9 protein-coding genes are annotated in these 14,403 nt (G+C 43.0%); 7 read left to right on the top strand and 2 right to left on the bottom strand.

Annotated features, from left to right (window positions below; genetic code table 11):
* The first annotated feature begins 8 nt into the window (after positions 1-8).
* The 5 genes from BET10_RS10180 to BET10_RS10200 all read left to right on the top strand — a co-directional run bounded on the left by BET10_RS10180 (position 9) and on the right by BET10_RS10200 (position 7,522).
* Positions 9-1,010, top strand: a complete 1,002-nt coding sequence (locus tag BET10_RS10180; protein WP_070985436.1) for a LacI family DNA-binding transcriptional regulator — start codon at positions 9-11, stop codon at positions 1,008-1,010.
* Positions 1,011-1,219: 209 nt separating this feature from the next.
* Positions 1,220-4,180 (top strand): TonB-dependent receptor, encoded by a 2,961-nt coding sequence (locus BET10_RS10185; protein WP_070985437.1) that lies wholly within the window; start codon positions 1,220-1,222, stop codon positions 4,178-4,180.
* 64 nt (positions 4,181-4,244) lie between these two features.
* Positions 4,245-5,780, top strand: a complete 1,536-nt coding sequence (locus tag BET10_RS10190) for a tryptophan halogenase family protein (RefSeq protein WP_070985438.1) — start codon at positions 4,245-4,247, stop codon at positions 5,778-5,780.
* A gap of 13 nt (positions 5,781-5,793) precedes the next feature.
* On the top strand, positions 5,794-6,495 hold the full coding sequence (locus BET10_RS10195) for a SapC family protein (RefSeq protein ID WP_070985439.1): 702 nt from the start codon (positions 5,794-5,796) through the stop codon (positions 6,493-6,495).
* 13 nt (positions 6,496-6,508) lie between these two features.
* Complete coding sequence (locus BET10_RS10200) at positions 6,509-7,522, top strand: cupin-like domain-containing protein (RefSeq protein ID WP_083330499.1); 1,014 nt, start codon at positions 6,509-6,511, stop codon at positions 7,520-7,522.
* On the opposite strand, the gene BET10_RS10205 is transcribed toward BET10_RS10200, so the two are convergent.
* Complete coding sequence (locus tag BET10_RS10205) at positions 7,519-8,553, bottom strand: helix-turn-helix transcriptional regulator (protein WP_070985441.1); 1,035 nt, start codon at positions 8,551-8,553, stop codon at positions 7,519-7,521. The genes BET10_RS10200 and BET10_RS10205 overlap by 4 nt on opposite strands.
* Positions 8,550-9,461 carry a GGDEF domain-containing protein gene (locus BET10_RS10210; RefSeq protein ID WP_070985442.1) on the bottom strand — a complete coding sequence of 304 codons (912 nt, stop codon included), beginning with the start codon at positions 9,459-9,461 and terminating at the stop codon, positions 8,550-8,552. The genes BET10_RS10205 and BET10_RS10210 overlap by 4 nt, the downstream gene beginning before the upstream one ends.
* 325 nt (positions 9,462-9,786) lie before the next feature.
* On the opposite strand from BET10_RS10210, the gene BET10_RS10215 reads away from it, so the two are divergent.
* Entirely contained in the window at positions 9,787-12,540 is a 2,754-nt protein-coding gene (locus BET10_RS10215; protein ID WP_070985443.1) for a TonB-dependent receptor, read from the top strand.
* A gap of 41 nt (positions 12,541-12,581) precedes the next feature.
* Positions 12,582-13,871: a metallophosphoesterase gene (locus BET10_RS10220; RefSeq protein WP_070985444.1), complete on the top strand. Its 1,290-nt coding sequence runs from the start codon at positions 12,582-12,584 to the stop codon at positions 13,869-13,871.
* The last annotated feature ends 532 nt before the right edge of the window (positions 13,872-14,403 follow it).

A 14,403-nucleotide genomic window follows, 5' to 3' on the forward strand; every position in this document is an offset into this window, starting at 1 on the left:
GGAAGGGTATGGCCACTATTTATCAAGTGTCAGAGCTTGCGGGAGTATCACTTGCGACCGTATCAAGGGTGATGAACAATAATACAAGAGTCAGTGATAAAACCAAGCAGAAGGTGCTAAAAGCCATGGCAGAGCTTGGCTACCAGCCCAACTCTATTGCTCAGTCTCTGGCATCAAATCGTTCAAATAGTGTCGGTGTCTTAGTGTCAGAATTACACGGTCCATTTTTTGGTGACATGATGAGTGCGATTGAAGATACCTTAAGGCTCGAAGGGAAACATACCATCATTACATCAGGTCATTCCGATGAAGAACGCGAATGTGCCAGTATTGAATTTTTGCTAGGTCGCAAATGCGATGCACTCATTCTTCATGCCGAGGCGGTAAGTGATGAGTATCTGTTGAGCCTTGAATCGAGAGGGATAGAGTTTGTACTGATCAATCGATATATAGAGCAAATTAAAAATCGCTGTATTCGATTGGACAATAAGCAAGGCGGGTATCTTGCAACGCAACATTTAATCAATCTGGGGCATCGAAATCTTGCCTATATCAGCGGTCCGAAATGGAAGCAAGATGCGCAAGAACGTTTGCAAGGACACAAACAAGCCTTGGCTGATGCTGGTATAAGTTTTGATGAGGTACTGTGTTTTGAAGGGGATTATAGGCAAAGTTCCGGTTCAAAAGGGTTAGACTGGCTAAGGGCACATGCACCTGAGTTTAGCGGGGTGATATGTGCCAACGATGAAATGGCTTCAGGCGTAATGACTCGTGCAAGGCAATTAAACTTAGATGTCCCGAGCGAGCTGTCGGTAGTTGGATTTGATAACATTATTTACGCAAGCTACCTTTATCCAACACTCACCACCATAGATTATCCCATATATGAAATGGGTCGAATGGCGGCGAAATATATTCTTAAACAGGTCTACGAGAAAAAAAATCTCGATATTAAATCGGTATTTGTACCAAAACTTAAAGTAAGAGACTCTAGTGTAGAGTCTGTTTGAAACACTATCTCATTAATTTAAAACAATATTAAAAGCAGAATTTAGAGTATATAACATTTTATTTGACTACAAATGCGATATACTCTAACTTAAATGTAAGCGCTTTCATATTTGTAATTTTAAATGTAAGCGCTTACATTGTGTGTGACTCAAAAAACTACTCTATGTTTTTGAGGAGCAATAAACAATCGTGTGGTCCGGGGATCAATATGACAACAAAACAATTTAACAAATCCATGCTGGCAACGAGTTTATCGCTTATTTTAGCGGGTAACTTGGTACCGTACGCAGTGGCACAAGAACAACAAGAAAATATAGAAGTAATTGAAATTACGGGTATCAAGGGCAGCTTGATCAAGTCAATGGATGTCAAGCGCAGCTCAACAGGGGTGGTTGATGCAATCACCGCAGAAGACATCGGTAAATTTCCTGACTCGAATTTGGCAGAATCACTACAGCGTATAACTGGTGTGTCTATTGACCGCAGCAACAACGAAGGTAGCAAAGTTACCGTACGTGGCATGGGACCTGAATTTAATCTCGTTACGCTCAATGGTCGCCAATTACCAACCGTTGGTGGACGTTCGTTTGATTTTGCCAATATCGCAACCGAAGGTGTCAGCGCAGTAGAAATTTATAAAACCACGAAAGCCGACTTACCAAGTGGTGGTATCGGTGCAACCGTCAACATGCTTACGGCAAAACCATTAACATCACCGGGCCTGAAAGCCTCGTTGGGTGTTAAAGGTGTACTGGAGACTTCAAACGAAGCTGGCGATGATATCACACCCGAAGTTTCAGGTATCTACAGCAATACCTTTAATGATGACAAGTTTGGTGTTTTGTTGTCTGGTTCTTATCAAGACAGAAATAACCGAGAAGAAAAGGCGGCTATCGACAACTGGATCCCCAATGTCGACATTAGCGCTTCGCCAAATCTTTCGTTGATAGATAAAAATACCCGCGAAGATGGTGCAACTTGGTATCCACAAAACTCAGGCTACTCAATTAACGACAACGAACGTACACGTGTTAACGGTCAGTTGGTGTTGCAATACGCCATCAATGATGATGTAACTGCAACGGTTGATTACACCTACTCTAAACTTGAGTTTGAATCTAACCGCAACGCTTTTGGGGTTTGGTTTAACAATGGCGGTAATGTCCAAAGTGCCACAATCAACGAAAATGGTACCTATACAGATGTCGCTGAGATTGGTGGTGACTACGCTACCAACTTGAGCCGAGCGCAATATGAGAACGAGAACAAATCACTTGGTTTTAACTTGCAATGGCAAGCATCGGATTCTTTGAGCTTTGAGTTAGATGCCCATGATTCCTCAGCGCTTAACGAAGGGGCTGGACTGGGTAATGATGCATTTTTGATCATTGGTAACACGTCATGTGGCTTCTGTGAAGACTCTGGTGAAGCGTTTGGTCCGAACACTGCCAATATTAACGTTAAAACTAATATGGTTGATGCCAACGGTATTCCGCTTTGGGGCTTTGATCTGATTGATGGGCAAGGTAACCCTCAAGATGAACTGACTGGTGCTGATATGGGATCACTGTTTGGTGCCGTCACTCAGGATATGAGCGAAAACGACATGACTCAATTCCAACTTAAAGGGGAATGGGTTAACAACGATACCGGATTTGTTAGTAAAGTATCGTTTGGTGCGTCACGTACACAAATGGAATTTAGACAAACAAAAGCGTACTCGCAAAATCTACCAGCAGGTTGGTGGACTTGGTCGGCGGTGCACTTCCCAGATGACATGTTTACTCGTGTGGGAATTGATGGCGTACTGGATGGGTTTTCAAATGCGTCAGATAAGCCTGTTGACTATTATATGACGGCAGATTTCGATCAGGTATTACATTTATTTGAGACCATTGAAGATACCATTGCACCTGGCATATACAACGAAGGTTGGCCAGAAGAGGTAAATGGTAAATTTCAAGCGGGTCCAATCGATAACGACAGTCGCGTAAAAGAAACCACAACTGCACTTTATACGCAGGTAAACATGGCATTCGAAGTAGCGGATAGACCACTAAACGTGGTTGTTGGTGTACGTTATGAAGAGACAGACGTTGAATCGGCAGGACTTGAACGTCCGGCCGTGGCTATGGAATGGGTTAATGGTAATGAGTGGGAATATGTATACGCCAGCGAGCAAAGTTTCTCATCTGGCACTGGTGAAACAGAGGAATTTTTACCAAGCATAGATATCGACTACGAGATAATGGACGATGTTATTGCCAGAGCGTCTTATTCACGCTCACTGACACGTCCACCCATTGACGCCTTAGGTTCAACCAAGAACTTCCTTGGCAACCCAAAGGTTGGTCAGCGTAAGGTATCAGTGGGCAATCCGCAGTTACAGCCATATGTTGCTGATAACTATGATGTGTCGTTTGAGTATTACTATGATGAAGGCAGTTATGCTTCGGTTGGTTATTTCAACAAAAAGGTAGACAACTTCCTCGTAAACGTTACCACTGACGAAACAATCGACGGCCTACGTGATGTGTTTATTGGGCCTCGCGCCGATGAAGCACGTGAACAACTTATTGCAGAGGGCATTCAACCGTCAGATCAGGCCATTCATGACCGTATTAATGAAAATATGGGCGTTGAAGCGGGTACTCGAATTGGTGCCAATGAAAACGATCCGCTTGCTACGTTTGCGGTGTCTCGCGATGTTAACCTGCGTGCATCACGTTTATATGGCTGGGAGCTTGCTGTTCAGCACATGTTTGGGGAAAGTGGCTTTGGTATTGGGGCAAATGCCACGTTAGTTAACGGTGACGTAAGCGTAAATCGCGATATCACAACACCTCAGTTTGCACTAATCGGTATGAGTGATTCTGCTAACTTATCAGCAATTTATGATAAAGATGGTTTATCTGTACGTGTTTCTTACAATTGGCGTGATGAATTTTTGTCTGGGTTTGACCAGCACTCATCGCCGGTATTCACGGAAGCTTATTCACAGATTGACCTTAACGTAAACTACCAGGTTAATGAGCAGCTCACTATCTTCTTTGAAGGCTTGAACATCACAGAAGAAACACAAAGAGTGTATGTTCGTTACCCTGAGCAGTTCCTAAATGGTGCGCAATATGGTGCACGTTACAACTTAGGTGCACGTTATACTTTCTAAGACTAGTATAAAGATAAAGCCGCTTTTCAGCGGCTTTATCTTAGCTGCTTGGTAAGAGAAGCCTATGAGTCATAATAATAAGCAAACAAAACGCATTTTAATCGTTGGTGGTGGCAGTGCCGGTTGGTTAACCGCGGGCCTTTTGGCATCTCAGTGTCGAGGCTGGCAAGTAACGCTTGTTGAGTCGAAAAATATCGCCACCATAGGGGTTGGTGAGGGGACTTGGCCAACAATGCGTACCACATTACAAAAAATTGGCATCGATGAAGATGTGTTTATGCACCAGTGCGAAGCATCATTCAAGCAGGGCTCTGAGTTTATCAACTGGACGCGCAGCGAGGGTCATAGTTATTACCATCCATTTTCTTTGCCTGTAGGTTATAGCGAACAAATCGATATCGTGACCCCGTGGCTTGGGATAAAAGATAGGGTTGACTTTGCTCATGCAACCAGTGCGCAAAGTTATTGGTGTGACAGAGCGCTTGCGCCTAAAACAGCCAGCGATCCGCAGTATCAAGGACGAGCCAACTACGGTTATCACCTAAATGCGGATAAATTTGCACAGTTATTAAAACAACACTGTACAACCAAGCTTGGTGTAACACTGATTTTGGATGATGTGACGAAAGTCAATGGTGAAGTCGATGCTCATATTAACTCTGTCAGCACGCAAGAGCATGGCGAGTTACTCGCTGATTTATTTATAGATTGTACTGGTAGCCGAGCTTTATTGTTGGGCGAACACTATAAAGTTCAGTGGCAATCTAAAAAACACATTTTGAAAAACGACCGCGCAGTTGCTTTACAAGTGTCACACAACACCCCATCTTGCGATGTCGCCTCTTGTACTAAGTCAACTGCGCAATCATATGGCTGGATATGGGACATCGCACTGCAAAGCCGTCGAGGTATCGGGTATACCTTTGCCAGCGAATACTGTGACTTTGTACAAGCCTCAACACAGTTACGTGACTATATTCGCTCACAAGGGTTATCGGTCGCTCAAGACGCCCAAGTTAAAGAGATAAAGTTCAATCCTGGTCATCGTGAAAAGTTTTGGCATAAAAACTGTGTAGCCATCGGTATGTCTGCTGGATTTATAGAGCCGCTAGAGGCATCGGCACTGGTAATGATAGAGCTAAGCGCGCAGTATTTATGTGACAATTTCCCCCAAAGCGAGCATATGATGGATGTGGTGGCAACACGCTTTAACGCTAAGTTCAATTATCACTGGTCGCGTATTATCGACTTTTTAAAGCTACATTATGTACTCAGTGAGCGTGATGATACGGCCTATTGGCAAAGTATGAAGCGCGATGACATTCCAGAGAGTTTAGAGAGTCTATTGACGCTTTGGCGCTATAGGCCACCCAAGCATGGAGACTTGGACCATATTGATGAAGTGTTCTCCCCTGCGAGTTACCAGTATGTGCTTTATGGTATGGGTTTTACTACGCAGGCAGACAGTTTTGGTATCTCTGAGCAGATAAACAGTTTGTTTAAGCACGTTACTCAAATCGCTCAGCAAGGCATAGACACACAGCCAAGCAACCGAATATTGCTCGACAATATCGCAAAGTACGGCATTGCAAAGATTTAATTAAGGAACCTTTATGTCCCAAGAACAGTTGCTGGACAACGTAACCCATAAAGATATCAAAGTGATCACAAACCGCGGCGAGCAACTTGGTGATAATGTCAGTATTGCCAGAGTATTTCCTTGCGAATACGCACAGCTACAAAGCGAGTACGCCATTTTTTTCAAAAAGGATGCTACAACAGGTCAGTTTCAATCGGTCGTTTTACTAGGCTTTAATGACAAAGAAAACTTATACCTACAGGGGGATTGCTGGGACGCTGATTACATACCGCTGAGTATTCAACGCCAGCCATTTCTGATTGGCTTTGTCGAGAAACAACAAAATGGCATGCCAGTGAACGAACCTGCGGTTCATATTGACATGAAACACCCCAGAGTAAATACAACGCACGGAGAGCCATTGTTTACGCCAAGCGGCGGCATGACAGAGTACCTAGAAAAAATAAATCGTATTTTGCTAACAATCCACCAAGGTCACGATGAGAATCAAGCCCTTTTAAATGATTTAGTTGCCCACAACCTATTAGAAAGTGCGTTAATAAACCTCGGTGCACAGCAGTTAAAAGGCCTCTACACGATTAATGAAGATGCGCTCAAGCGCTTGAATGACGATGCAGTGCTCAGCCTAAACCGTAAAGGTTATTTGCAACACATCTACATGGTGCTAGCGTCATTAGGTCAGCTAAGAGCACTGGTTAATAAAGGCACGCGTTAGGGAGCTTTGCAACTTGGCCACACAAATCGAACAGTATAACCACCTAACAAGCGAAGAAATGATCAAGTGCGTGCGCATGCAATCACACGCTGATAACCCACAACCTATGGTGTTTAAGAATGTTGTATCGCACTGGCCCGTTGTTGACGCTGCTTCTCGCTCTGATAACGCTTTTTGTGAATACCTTAGGCGTTTTGATGTTAACGCCAGTGTATATGCGTATACTTGTGAAGCAAAATACGGGGGGCGTTTTTTTTATGATGAGTCTCACACGCAAAAAAACTTTAGCCAGATCAAAACTCAACTGAGCGATATCCTCGCACAACTTCAAGAGCCGCAATCAAGCGCTCAGCCGAGTATTTATATGGGTTCTACCACGCTTGGATATTGCTTGCCGAACTTCCAGCAAGAGAATTCGTTACCTATGCTCGACGCCTCGCCGTTGGTAAGCTTGTGGCTAGGAAACCGCAGCGAGGTGGCAGCCCATTATGATATTCCACAAAATATCGCCTGTGTGGTAGCAGGCACGAGGCGCTTCACCTTATTTGAACCAAGTCTCATTGATGCATTATACCCTGGACCGATTGATTTTACCCCAGCGGGTCAAATTGTCAGCATGGTTGATTTTAATGCCCCTGATAAAGTGCAGTTTCCAAAGTTTGAAAAGGCATTGGAGCGCAGTTTTTTCGCTGAGCTGGAGCCTGGAGATGCGATTTATATACCTAGCATGTGGTGGCATCATGTTAGAAGTACATCCTCCATTAATGCGTTGATTAACTATTGGTGGCGAGAAACGCCAAGCTATCTCGGTCTGCCGACCGATGCATTAACCCATGCTATTTTATCAATTGGAAATTTGCCAGATGCGCAAAAGCGAGCGTGGAAATCAATTTTTGACCACTATGTATTCACAGATAACAGCCACTCACATATCAAGCCAGAAGCCTTGGGCGCTCTGGGAGAGGTTGATGAAGCCTTGACGCGGAAAATACGTTGGCAGCTCTTACAGCAGCTCAATGGTAATTAGCGGCTCCAAATATGTCGGTATTCGCTCGGTGTTTTACCCGTCCAGCGTTTAAATGCACGTCTAAAATTGGTGGTATCGCTAAATGACAGCGCAGCGGCGGCTTGTTCGTTAGAGTAACCCAGTTCGGTGATGTTAAACAGAGATTGCTGTTTTTGTAACTCATCTTTTAGCTCTTTGAAGCTGGTCTGATGCTGCTTAAGTTTACGCTTAAACGTAGCGCAGCTGTAACCCATTTTGTGTGCAAGTTGGTCACTCGTTGCTCTTGGAAACTTGCTAATTAGGGTCGTTACGAATTGAAGAAACCCTACGCGATGCGCGATATGGTCGTTTTGACACAAATAGTACTTTGCAAGTGTCGGCATAGCGTCGGCGAGCGGCTGATTTAAAAGCTTATTACTGATTGCTATCACAAAGCTCTGGTGGGAAAAACTATAGCTGCCGCAAAGGTTGCTGTGAAATTGTTCGATATAGCTTGGCTCTGGAAAAGGGAACTGAATACAGTAGTCAAAAGCATCTAGTCGCTGTGTCGCTAACATGCCTAATCGTTGTTTTAGGACCCGTTCAATCAAACTTGCAACCAGCTCATAAAAGAATGTTGTTACCTGTGTACTTGGCTTATGCACTGCAAAATTTAAGATAAAGTGAGTATGGGTTTGAGTACGAAAGTTCTTCGTATACATATATGGGAAAAGTTCGAATTGACGCAACTGACTAATTCTATACATATGATGTAAACTTTTTGCATGTAATAGGGCTTGGAGCCCATTGCCTGATGCGGTGTGCGACAATCGCTCGCCGAGTAAAAAACTCACGCCATCTTTGGCTAACAGCTTACTTGCATTACTGAACACGACATCTAACTGCGCGCAACTGATCAATTGTGAGTGTGTTTTAAAATCCTCGAAAAACAGCTTACTGCCTTTTAATAATAGGTCCGCACTCACACCTCTTTGCATCGCCATCTCAACCAAAGGCAAAATCAATGTATGCGCTTTGAAAACGCGCTCATGGGCTTCAAAATATCGATTCACACCATCTGCGCCTTTTGCACATTCAATTCGTCATTGAGGCGTTTGAGTAGTGCCGCTTTTGATTCACCATTGTAAGCTTCAACACATCGCCAGTGCACTTGGCTAAACGTCGAATAATTATTCTCAGACGTATATTGTTTATGTTGGGCCACCATTTTGGCAACCTGCTTTATAATCTCTTGAGCAGCATTTAGATTGGTATTTGGCATTAACACGATAAAGCGATCCCCTGCATAGCGGCAAGCCAAGTCAGTATCACGTAAATTGAGTAAAATGATTTGCCCAATATCTGCAAGCAAGCTGTTGCCGCGAGCCGTGCCATGACGACCATTGAATTGGGAGAAGTCTTTGATATCAATGAGTGCTACGCTTAAAGCGCGCTGATGGAGCTTTAAACTGAGCAGTTCATTATCAATGTGTTGTTTCATATACTCAGCACGATACAAACCACTGATAAAATCAGTTAATCCATGCTCACGGTAAAAGCGTTCCTTTTTTGAAAGCATATTATTGAGTATTTGCTGTTCCTTGTACCAGTGATACATAGCAAAGCTCATCAGAATCATTCCCATAAATGCAGGAAATGCCTCCAAGTGGCTTACCCAACCGTTATCTCCGTTGAAGCGGAAAAACTCATCTAAGAAATCCAATAGCATAGAAATGAGCATGGCGGTCAGACCAAAAAACAGTAAATTGGTCACTTTACCTTTTGGTCGTGCAAGTAAAGTGGTGAGCAACCAAGTTAGCGTGACCATCGCAATGCCACCTTCAGCAAAACAGTCTAACCAGCCGATTTGTGAATCGGCCTTTACGGTGCCAAAGGTGATAACACATGAAAATGTCACCAGTAGCGCGATGACTAAAAAGGCGACTAGATAAGTATGGAGTCTGAGAAAATTCGTTTGCATATAGTTCAACAATAGTTTGGGCTACACAAAGCCACAGTATTACTAAAACGCCTTCTCGGCGACAGGGTTAGAATAGCTCACCAGAGTGTGCATATTTATGACAACATGCGGATAATCATTAGGTTTTATGAATAAAACATCAGGTCGAAGCCGTAATACGGGGGTCAATATGGCTCAAAATGACCAAAATTGTGATTAAAAAAGTCTTATATCTGTGTGTGTTAGGTGAGCTGAAATAATACTTTCATGTAGGTTCTCTAAGGTGCCAGCCGTTAGGTACAGGCAGCGTGCCTGTATTCATTACCTGTGCAATTAGAGAGTTACAATGAAACCGTCAAACTTTTCAAAATCCAAAGTCGCTTTGGCAATGGCAAGCGCATTATTTATATCGAATGTGTGCGCCAATACCATCCAAGGTAGAGTCACAAGCGAAGCACATGATGTGTATTTTCAAGGGGCGAAAATAACCATCAAAGAATTAAAACGCAGCACTGTAAGTAATCGCGATGGAGTCTTTAAGCTAACTAACCTTCCTCAAGGTGATTACACCTTGGTGGTTGACTATTTGGGCGCGCAGACATTCGCACAAACCGTGCGTGTTTCACAAGGAAATATCACCACCTTGGAGGTGGCGCTTAGCTCACAGCAGCAAGTGTTAGAGGATGTAATTGTTGTTGGCCACAGGGCGGGACAGGCAGGCGCACTCAACAGGCAAAAAAATGCCCTAGGCATTACTTCAATCGCAAGTAGCGATGCAATTGGGCAATTACCCGACCAAAACGCCGCACAAGCACTACAGCGACTGCCAGGTTTGTACATCCAACGAGACCAAGGGGAAGGGCGCTTTGTCGGTATCAGAGGCATCGACCCAAACCTGAATAATGTCACGATTAACGGTGCAAATGTACCTTCTCCTGAGGCTGGAGTACGTAGTGTGGCGATGGATGTGATCCCAAGTGAGCTTATTCAAAGTTTAGAAGTCAGTAAGACGGTAACACCTGATATGGACGCCTCAGCGATTGGAGGCAGTATAGAAGTAAAAAGTTTAAGTGCGTTTGATAGAGCGGGACAAAGCTACAGTGCGAATATACAAACTACCTATAATAACAAAGTTGAAAAGCACAGCCCAAAACTCTCAGGAAGCTTTAGCGACACCTTTAAAATCGACAGCGCTTTAGAGCTTGGTTTGGCAACGGCATTTTCTTGGTCTGAGCGAAAGTTTGGTTCTTATAACATGGAAACTGATGGTGGCTGGCAGCAAGTAAAAAAAGGCGTTTATTCAGCAGAAGAAATCGAGCAAAGGCATTATAAAATTATCAGAGAACGTACCGGAGCTGCCCTGAATCTAGATTTACGAGACAAAAATGCAAACTCTTATTATCTTCGAAGTTTGTTTAGTGAGTTTTCAGACGATGAATATCGGCAAAGGAATGAATATAAGCTTGATAAAGGCGAACTAGTTGCCGGTTCACTGACACATTCATCTGCGCTATTTGGTCAAGCCGAAATGGATAGAGATACCAAAGACAGATACGAAACGCAGAAAATCACGTCTTTTGTTTTAGGCACCGAGCAACAGTTAGATGAATGGTTTGTTGAAGCGAGCTTCGACCACTCAAAATCTAACGAAGATGAACCGAATAGGCTGGACGTAAGCTTTGCTGGGGAAGATATGCTTTTGGGTTACGCAAGTTTAGGCCAAACCCCAATCCTGACTCGAAGCATCTCTTCGCATCAACTTGAAGGTTTTGAGCTTGATGAAGTGGTAACAGAAAACAACTTTAGTGAAGATAAGGCCACAAGTTTTAAATTCGATGTGAGTAAGGATTTGGTTGTGGCCAATTACAACACTCAGATTAAGTTTGGTGCAAAGTATTCTAAGCGTGAGAAATATAATCAGTTAACGGCGCTTATCTATGACGGTGGTTTTGACGATATATCAGCATCTGCTTTTGAGCAGCACCCGCCTCAATATTCATTAGGGGACTTTGGACCAGGTTTGAGTCGTGACGCTCTAAGAGATTATGTAGCCAATAACACTAGGCATTTTGACATTAATGTATTGGAAACCGACGTAGAGAGCCTAACAGGAACATATCAATCGAACGAAGCAATAAGCGCGGCTTATTTCATGTTTACAATAGATATTGACCGTTGGCAGATATTGAGTGGACTACGCTACGAATCAACAGATTTTGACACCACAGGCAATAAGGTGGAACTCGTTGAAGATCAGATAAGTGACATTGAACGTGTTGATATAAACGTTTGGTCTGTGCAAAAACAGTATGATCACTTAATGCCTAACCTTACAGTACGATACGAGCTGCAAGACCAACTCGTCACTCGGTTTGCCTATACCAATACGCTTGCCAGACCAAAATTTTCCGATTCAGCAGCATACCAGTTGATTGAAACAGAGCGCAGTGAGTCTGATGGTAATGTGCAGCTTGAACGTAAAGCAGAGGTAGGCAACCCATATTTGGACCCTTATGAATCAGATAATGTCGACTTTTCAATTGAATACTATCCCAGTGGGATAGGGGTAATATCTGCGGGTGTATTCTATAAAGACATCAGCAATTTTAATACTACTGAGCAAGTTCAAAACAACGGAAATTGGTCAGGGTATGAAGAGGTCGTCCAAGTTGTTAATGGCGGCTCAGCCCAGATGACAGGCGTTGAATTGGCGTACATCGGAAACTATAGCAATGGCATTGTGCTTAGTGCCAACGGGACGTTTATTGATGCGGATGAAAAGTTGCCAAGCCAGTCAGATACCGTAGCCAATTTGATGGTCGGTTATGACGCTAACACTTATAGTGCAAGACTCAGTGCTAGCTACAAAAGTAAGAGCTTTGTGTTTAATGAGGGAGATGAGCGAGTCTACCAAGACGCCCACCTACAGTTAGACTTCAGCGCCAAATATCAGCTCTCAGAGCAAACACAAGTCTATTTTAATGCCACAAACCTAACCGATGAACCTTATTACCTGTATCACGGTTCACGTGACTACAACTATCAATATGAAACATATGGCCGCTCATTTGAACTGGGTGTGAGTTTTAATTCTTTATAACAAACTTATAGGGCAGCCAAGCATATTGGCTGCAAAACATCATGAAAAAGCATCTAAAATATTTTTTATTATCGAGCGCTCTTTACACTTGCGCTGTTAATGCCGCAACAGCGGCGAGTGAACAAAATATAATTAGCTTTTTAGCGTTTGGCGATGGTGGTTACAGTGTAGACTACCCAAAAACGAAGCATATTAAGCAGCCAAAAAGCAAACAACAGTTTGTAGCAGCGGAGAAACAGGATTGGCTCGCAGAGCATCGACCTTTGTCAGAGTTTAATCATGCGCCTTTGTATGTTTATCCCAATTCGAATATTGCTGTTGAACAAAGTGGAGCCGTACCAGTTGGTCAAGCCATGGCTAAACTGTGTCAGCAAAAACCGTGTGAATTCGCCATTCAGTTGGGAGACAACATCTACCCAGACGGCGCAGGTGCGAATGATGGTAAAGATGATCAAAAACGCATGGAAGATCTGATCCTCGGCCCATTAAAGCCATTGTTTGACTTAGATGAGTCGCTGGTGGTCTATTCGGCGCTTGGCAACCATGACTGGAAAACCTCAAGAAAGGGGGTTGCATTGCAGAGCGACTGGATGGCAAAGCAGCCAAATTTTCATATGGATAAGCGAGGGTATTACAGCTTTAAAAAAGGTGAGCCTGGCAGTGATGTGGAGTTTTTTGTCATAGACACAAATATGCTGCTATCAGGTCAACACTACTACGAGATCCCGTTAAATGAAAAAGGGCAAGAGCAAGGCTTAGCAACCGCATTAGCTAAGGGGCAAGCACAACTTGAAGATATAGAACAACACGAAATTCCTTTAAATGGTGAGGATCATAAACAATTGATCTGGCTTGCCAACGGTCTGAAACAATCAACGGCGAAGTGGAAAATTGTATATGGTCATCATGTTTTGTGGTCTATAGGCGGTACAAAGTATGATGAAGGCCATGTGTTAAGGCGTTTAATTTTGCCAGAGCTGTGCGAATATGCTGATGCTTACATTGCAGGTCATGAGCATGATCTGGAGCTATTGAGCGATGATTGCTCAAGGGTGTTGCCAAAAGGTCACTCCAAAGCAAAACTACCACTTATTATCAGTGGTGCAGCTTCAAAAATGCGCGGTACACATACACCATTTGCTATGTACCAAGAGGCTCAGTACCCAGAATATGATTTAGTTTGGTCAAAGAGCTTTACTTGGGGGTTTGCACACCTAGAGCTAAACAACCAAAGCGATACATTAACGGTAAATTTTTATAGCACACCAAGTGATGGCAGTGCACAGTTAGTATATGAGAACAGCTTTAACTTTGTTCATCGCAGCAACTAGGTTGTAGAGGCGCAGGTTTAGGTGTGTATTTACTTTGTTGCAAGCAAGAAAATAAAAAACATGCCTAAACGCTCAAGATAGTGCGCCTATATATGAACCGAAATACCTCTTTTCAAGTATAAAAAGCCTAACTTCAATGTGTGCAATATATTGCTCATTGAAAATCAACAAGATTTTATATTTCAAAATTATGAATGTTTTTTTAAATTCTAAAAGTGATATGTAATTCAATATTTATTAAAATTATGGATAATATATCCAACATTACTGAGTTTTCCTTTGCTGTCAATTCAAGTGTTAACAGCCTTCTTAAAAAAGCTTGATATTAATCATTGCAAGCTAAGTGCGAATATGATTTATTGAAGATCAAGGTTTGGCCGTTCCTGCTCTGTACTAACTTGTTAGTCTGTGACTTGGTTGCGCGTTTGGCGTAGCAAGTGAGGCGATAAGTTGGTTGTTCTCAATAATTCAATAGCGCGTGATGTGCGCATAATACACATCAGTTAAAAAACAATTTCTGTGTTATCAACGA

Source organism: Pseudoalteromonas amylolytica, from assembly GCF_001854605.1.
Taxonomy (GTDB): Bacteria; Pseudomonadota; Gammaproteobacteria; order Enterobacterales; family Alteromonadaceae; genus Pseudoalteromonas; species Pseudoalteromonas amylolytica.

Coding starts and splice junctions, on each gene's coding strand:
- BET10_RS10180 (WP_070985436.1), top strand. CDS start 9: ATGGCCACTATTTATCAAGTGTCAGAGCTTGCGGGAGTATCACTTGCG.
- BET10_RS10185 (WP_070985437.1), top strand. CDS start 1,220: ATGACAACAAAACAATTTAACAAATCCATGCTGGCAACGAGTTTATCG.
- BET10_RS10190 (WP_070985438.1), top strand. CDS start 4,245: ATGAGTCATAATAATAAGCAAACAAAACGCATTTTAATCGTTGGTGGT.
- BET10_RS10195 (WP_070985439.1), top strand. CDS start 5,794: ATGTCCCAAGAACAGTTGCTGGACAACGTAACCCATAAAGATATCAAA.
- BET10_RS10210 (WP_070985442.1), bottom strand. CDS start 9,461: ATGCAAACGAATTTTCTCAGACTCCATACTTATCTAGTCGCCTTTTTA.
- BET10_RS10215 (WP_070985443.1), top strand. CDS start 9,787: ATGAAACCGTCAAACTTTTCAAAATCCAAAGTCGCTTTGGCAATGGCA.
- BET10_RS10220 (WP_070985444.1), top strand. CDS start 12,582: ATGAAAAAGCATCTAAAATATTTTTTATTATCGAGCGCTCTTTACACT.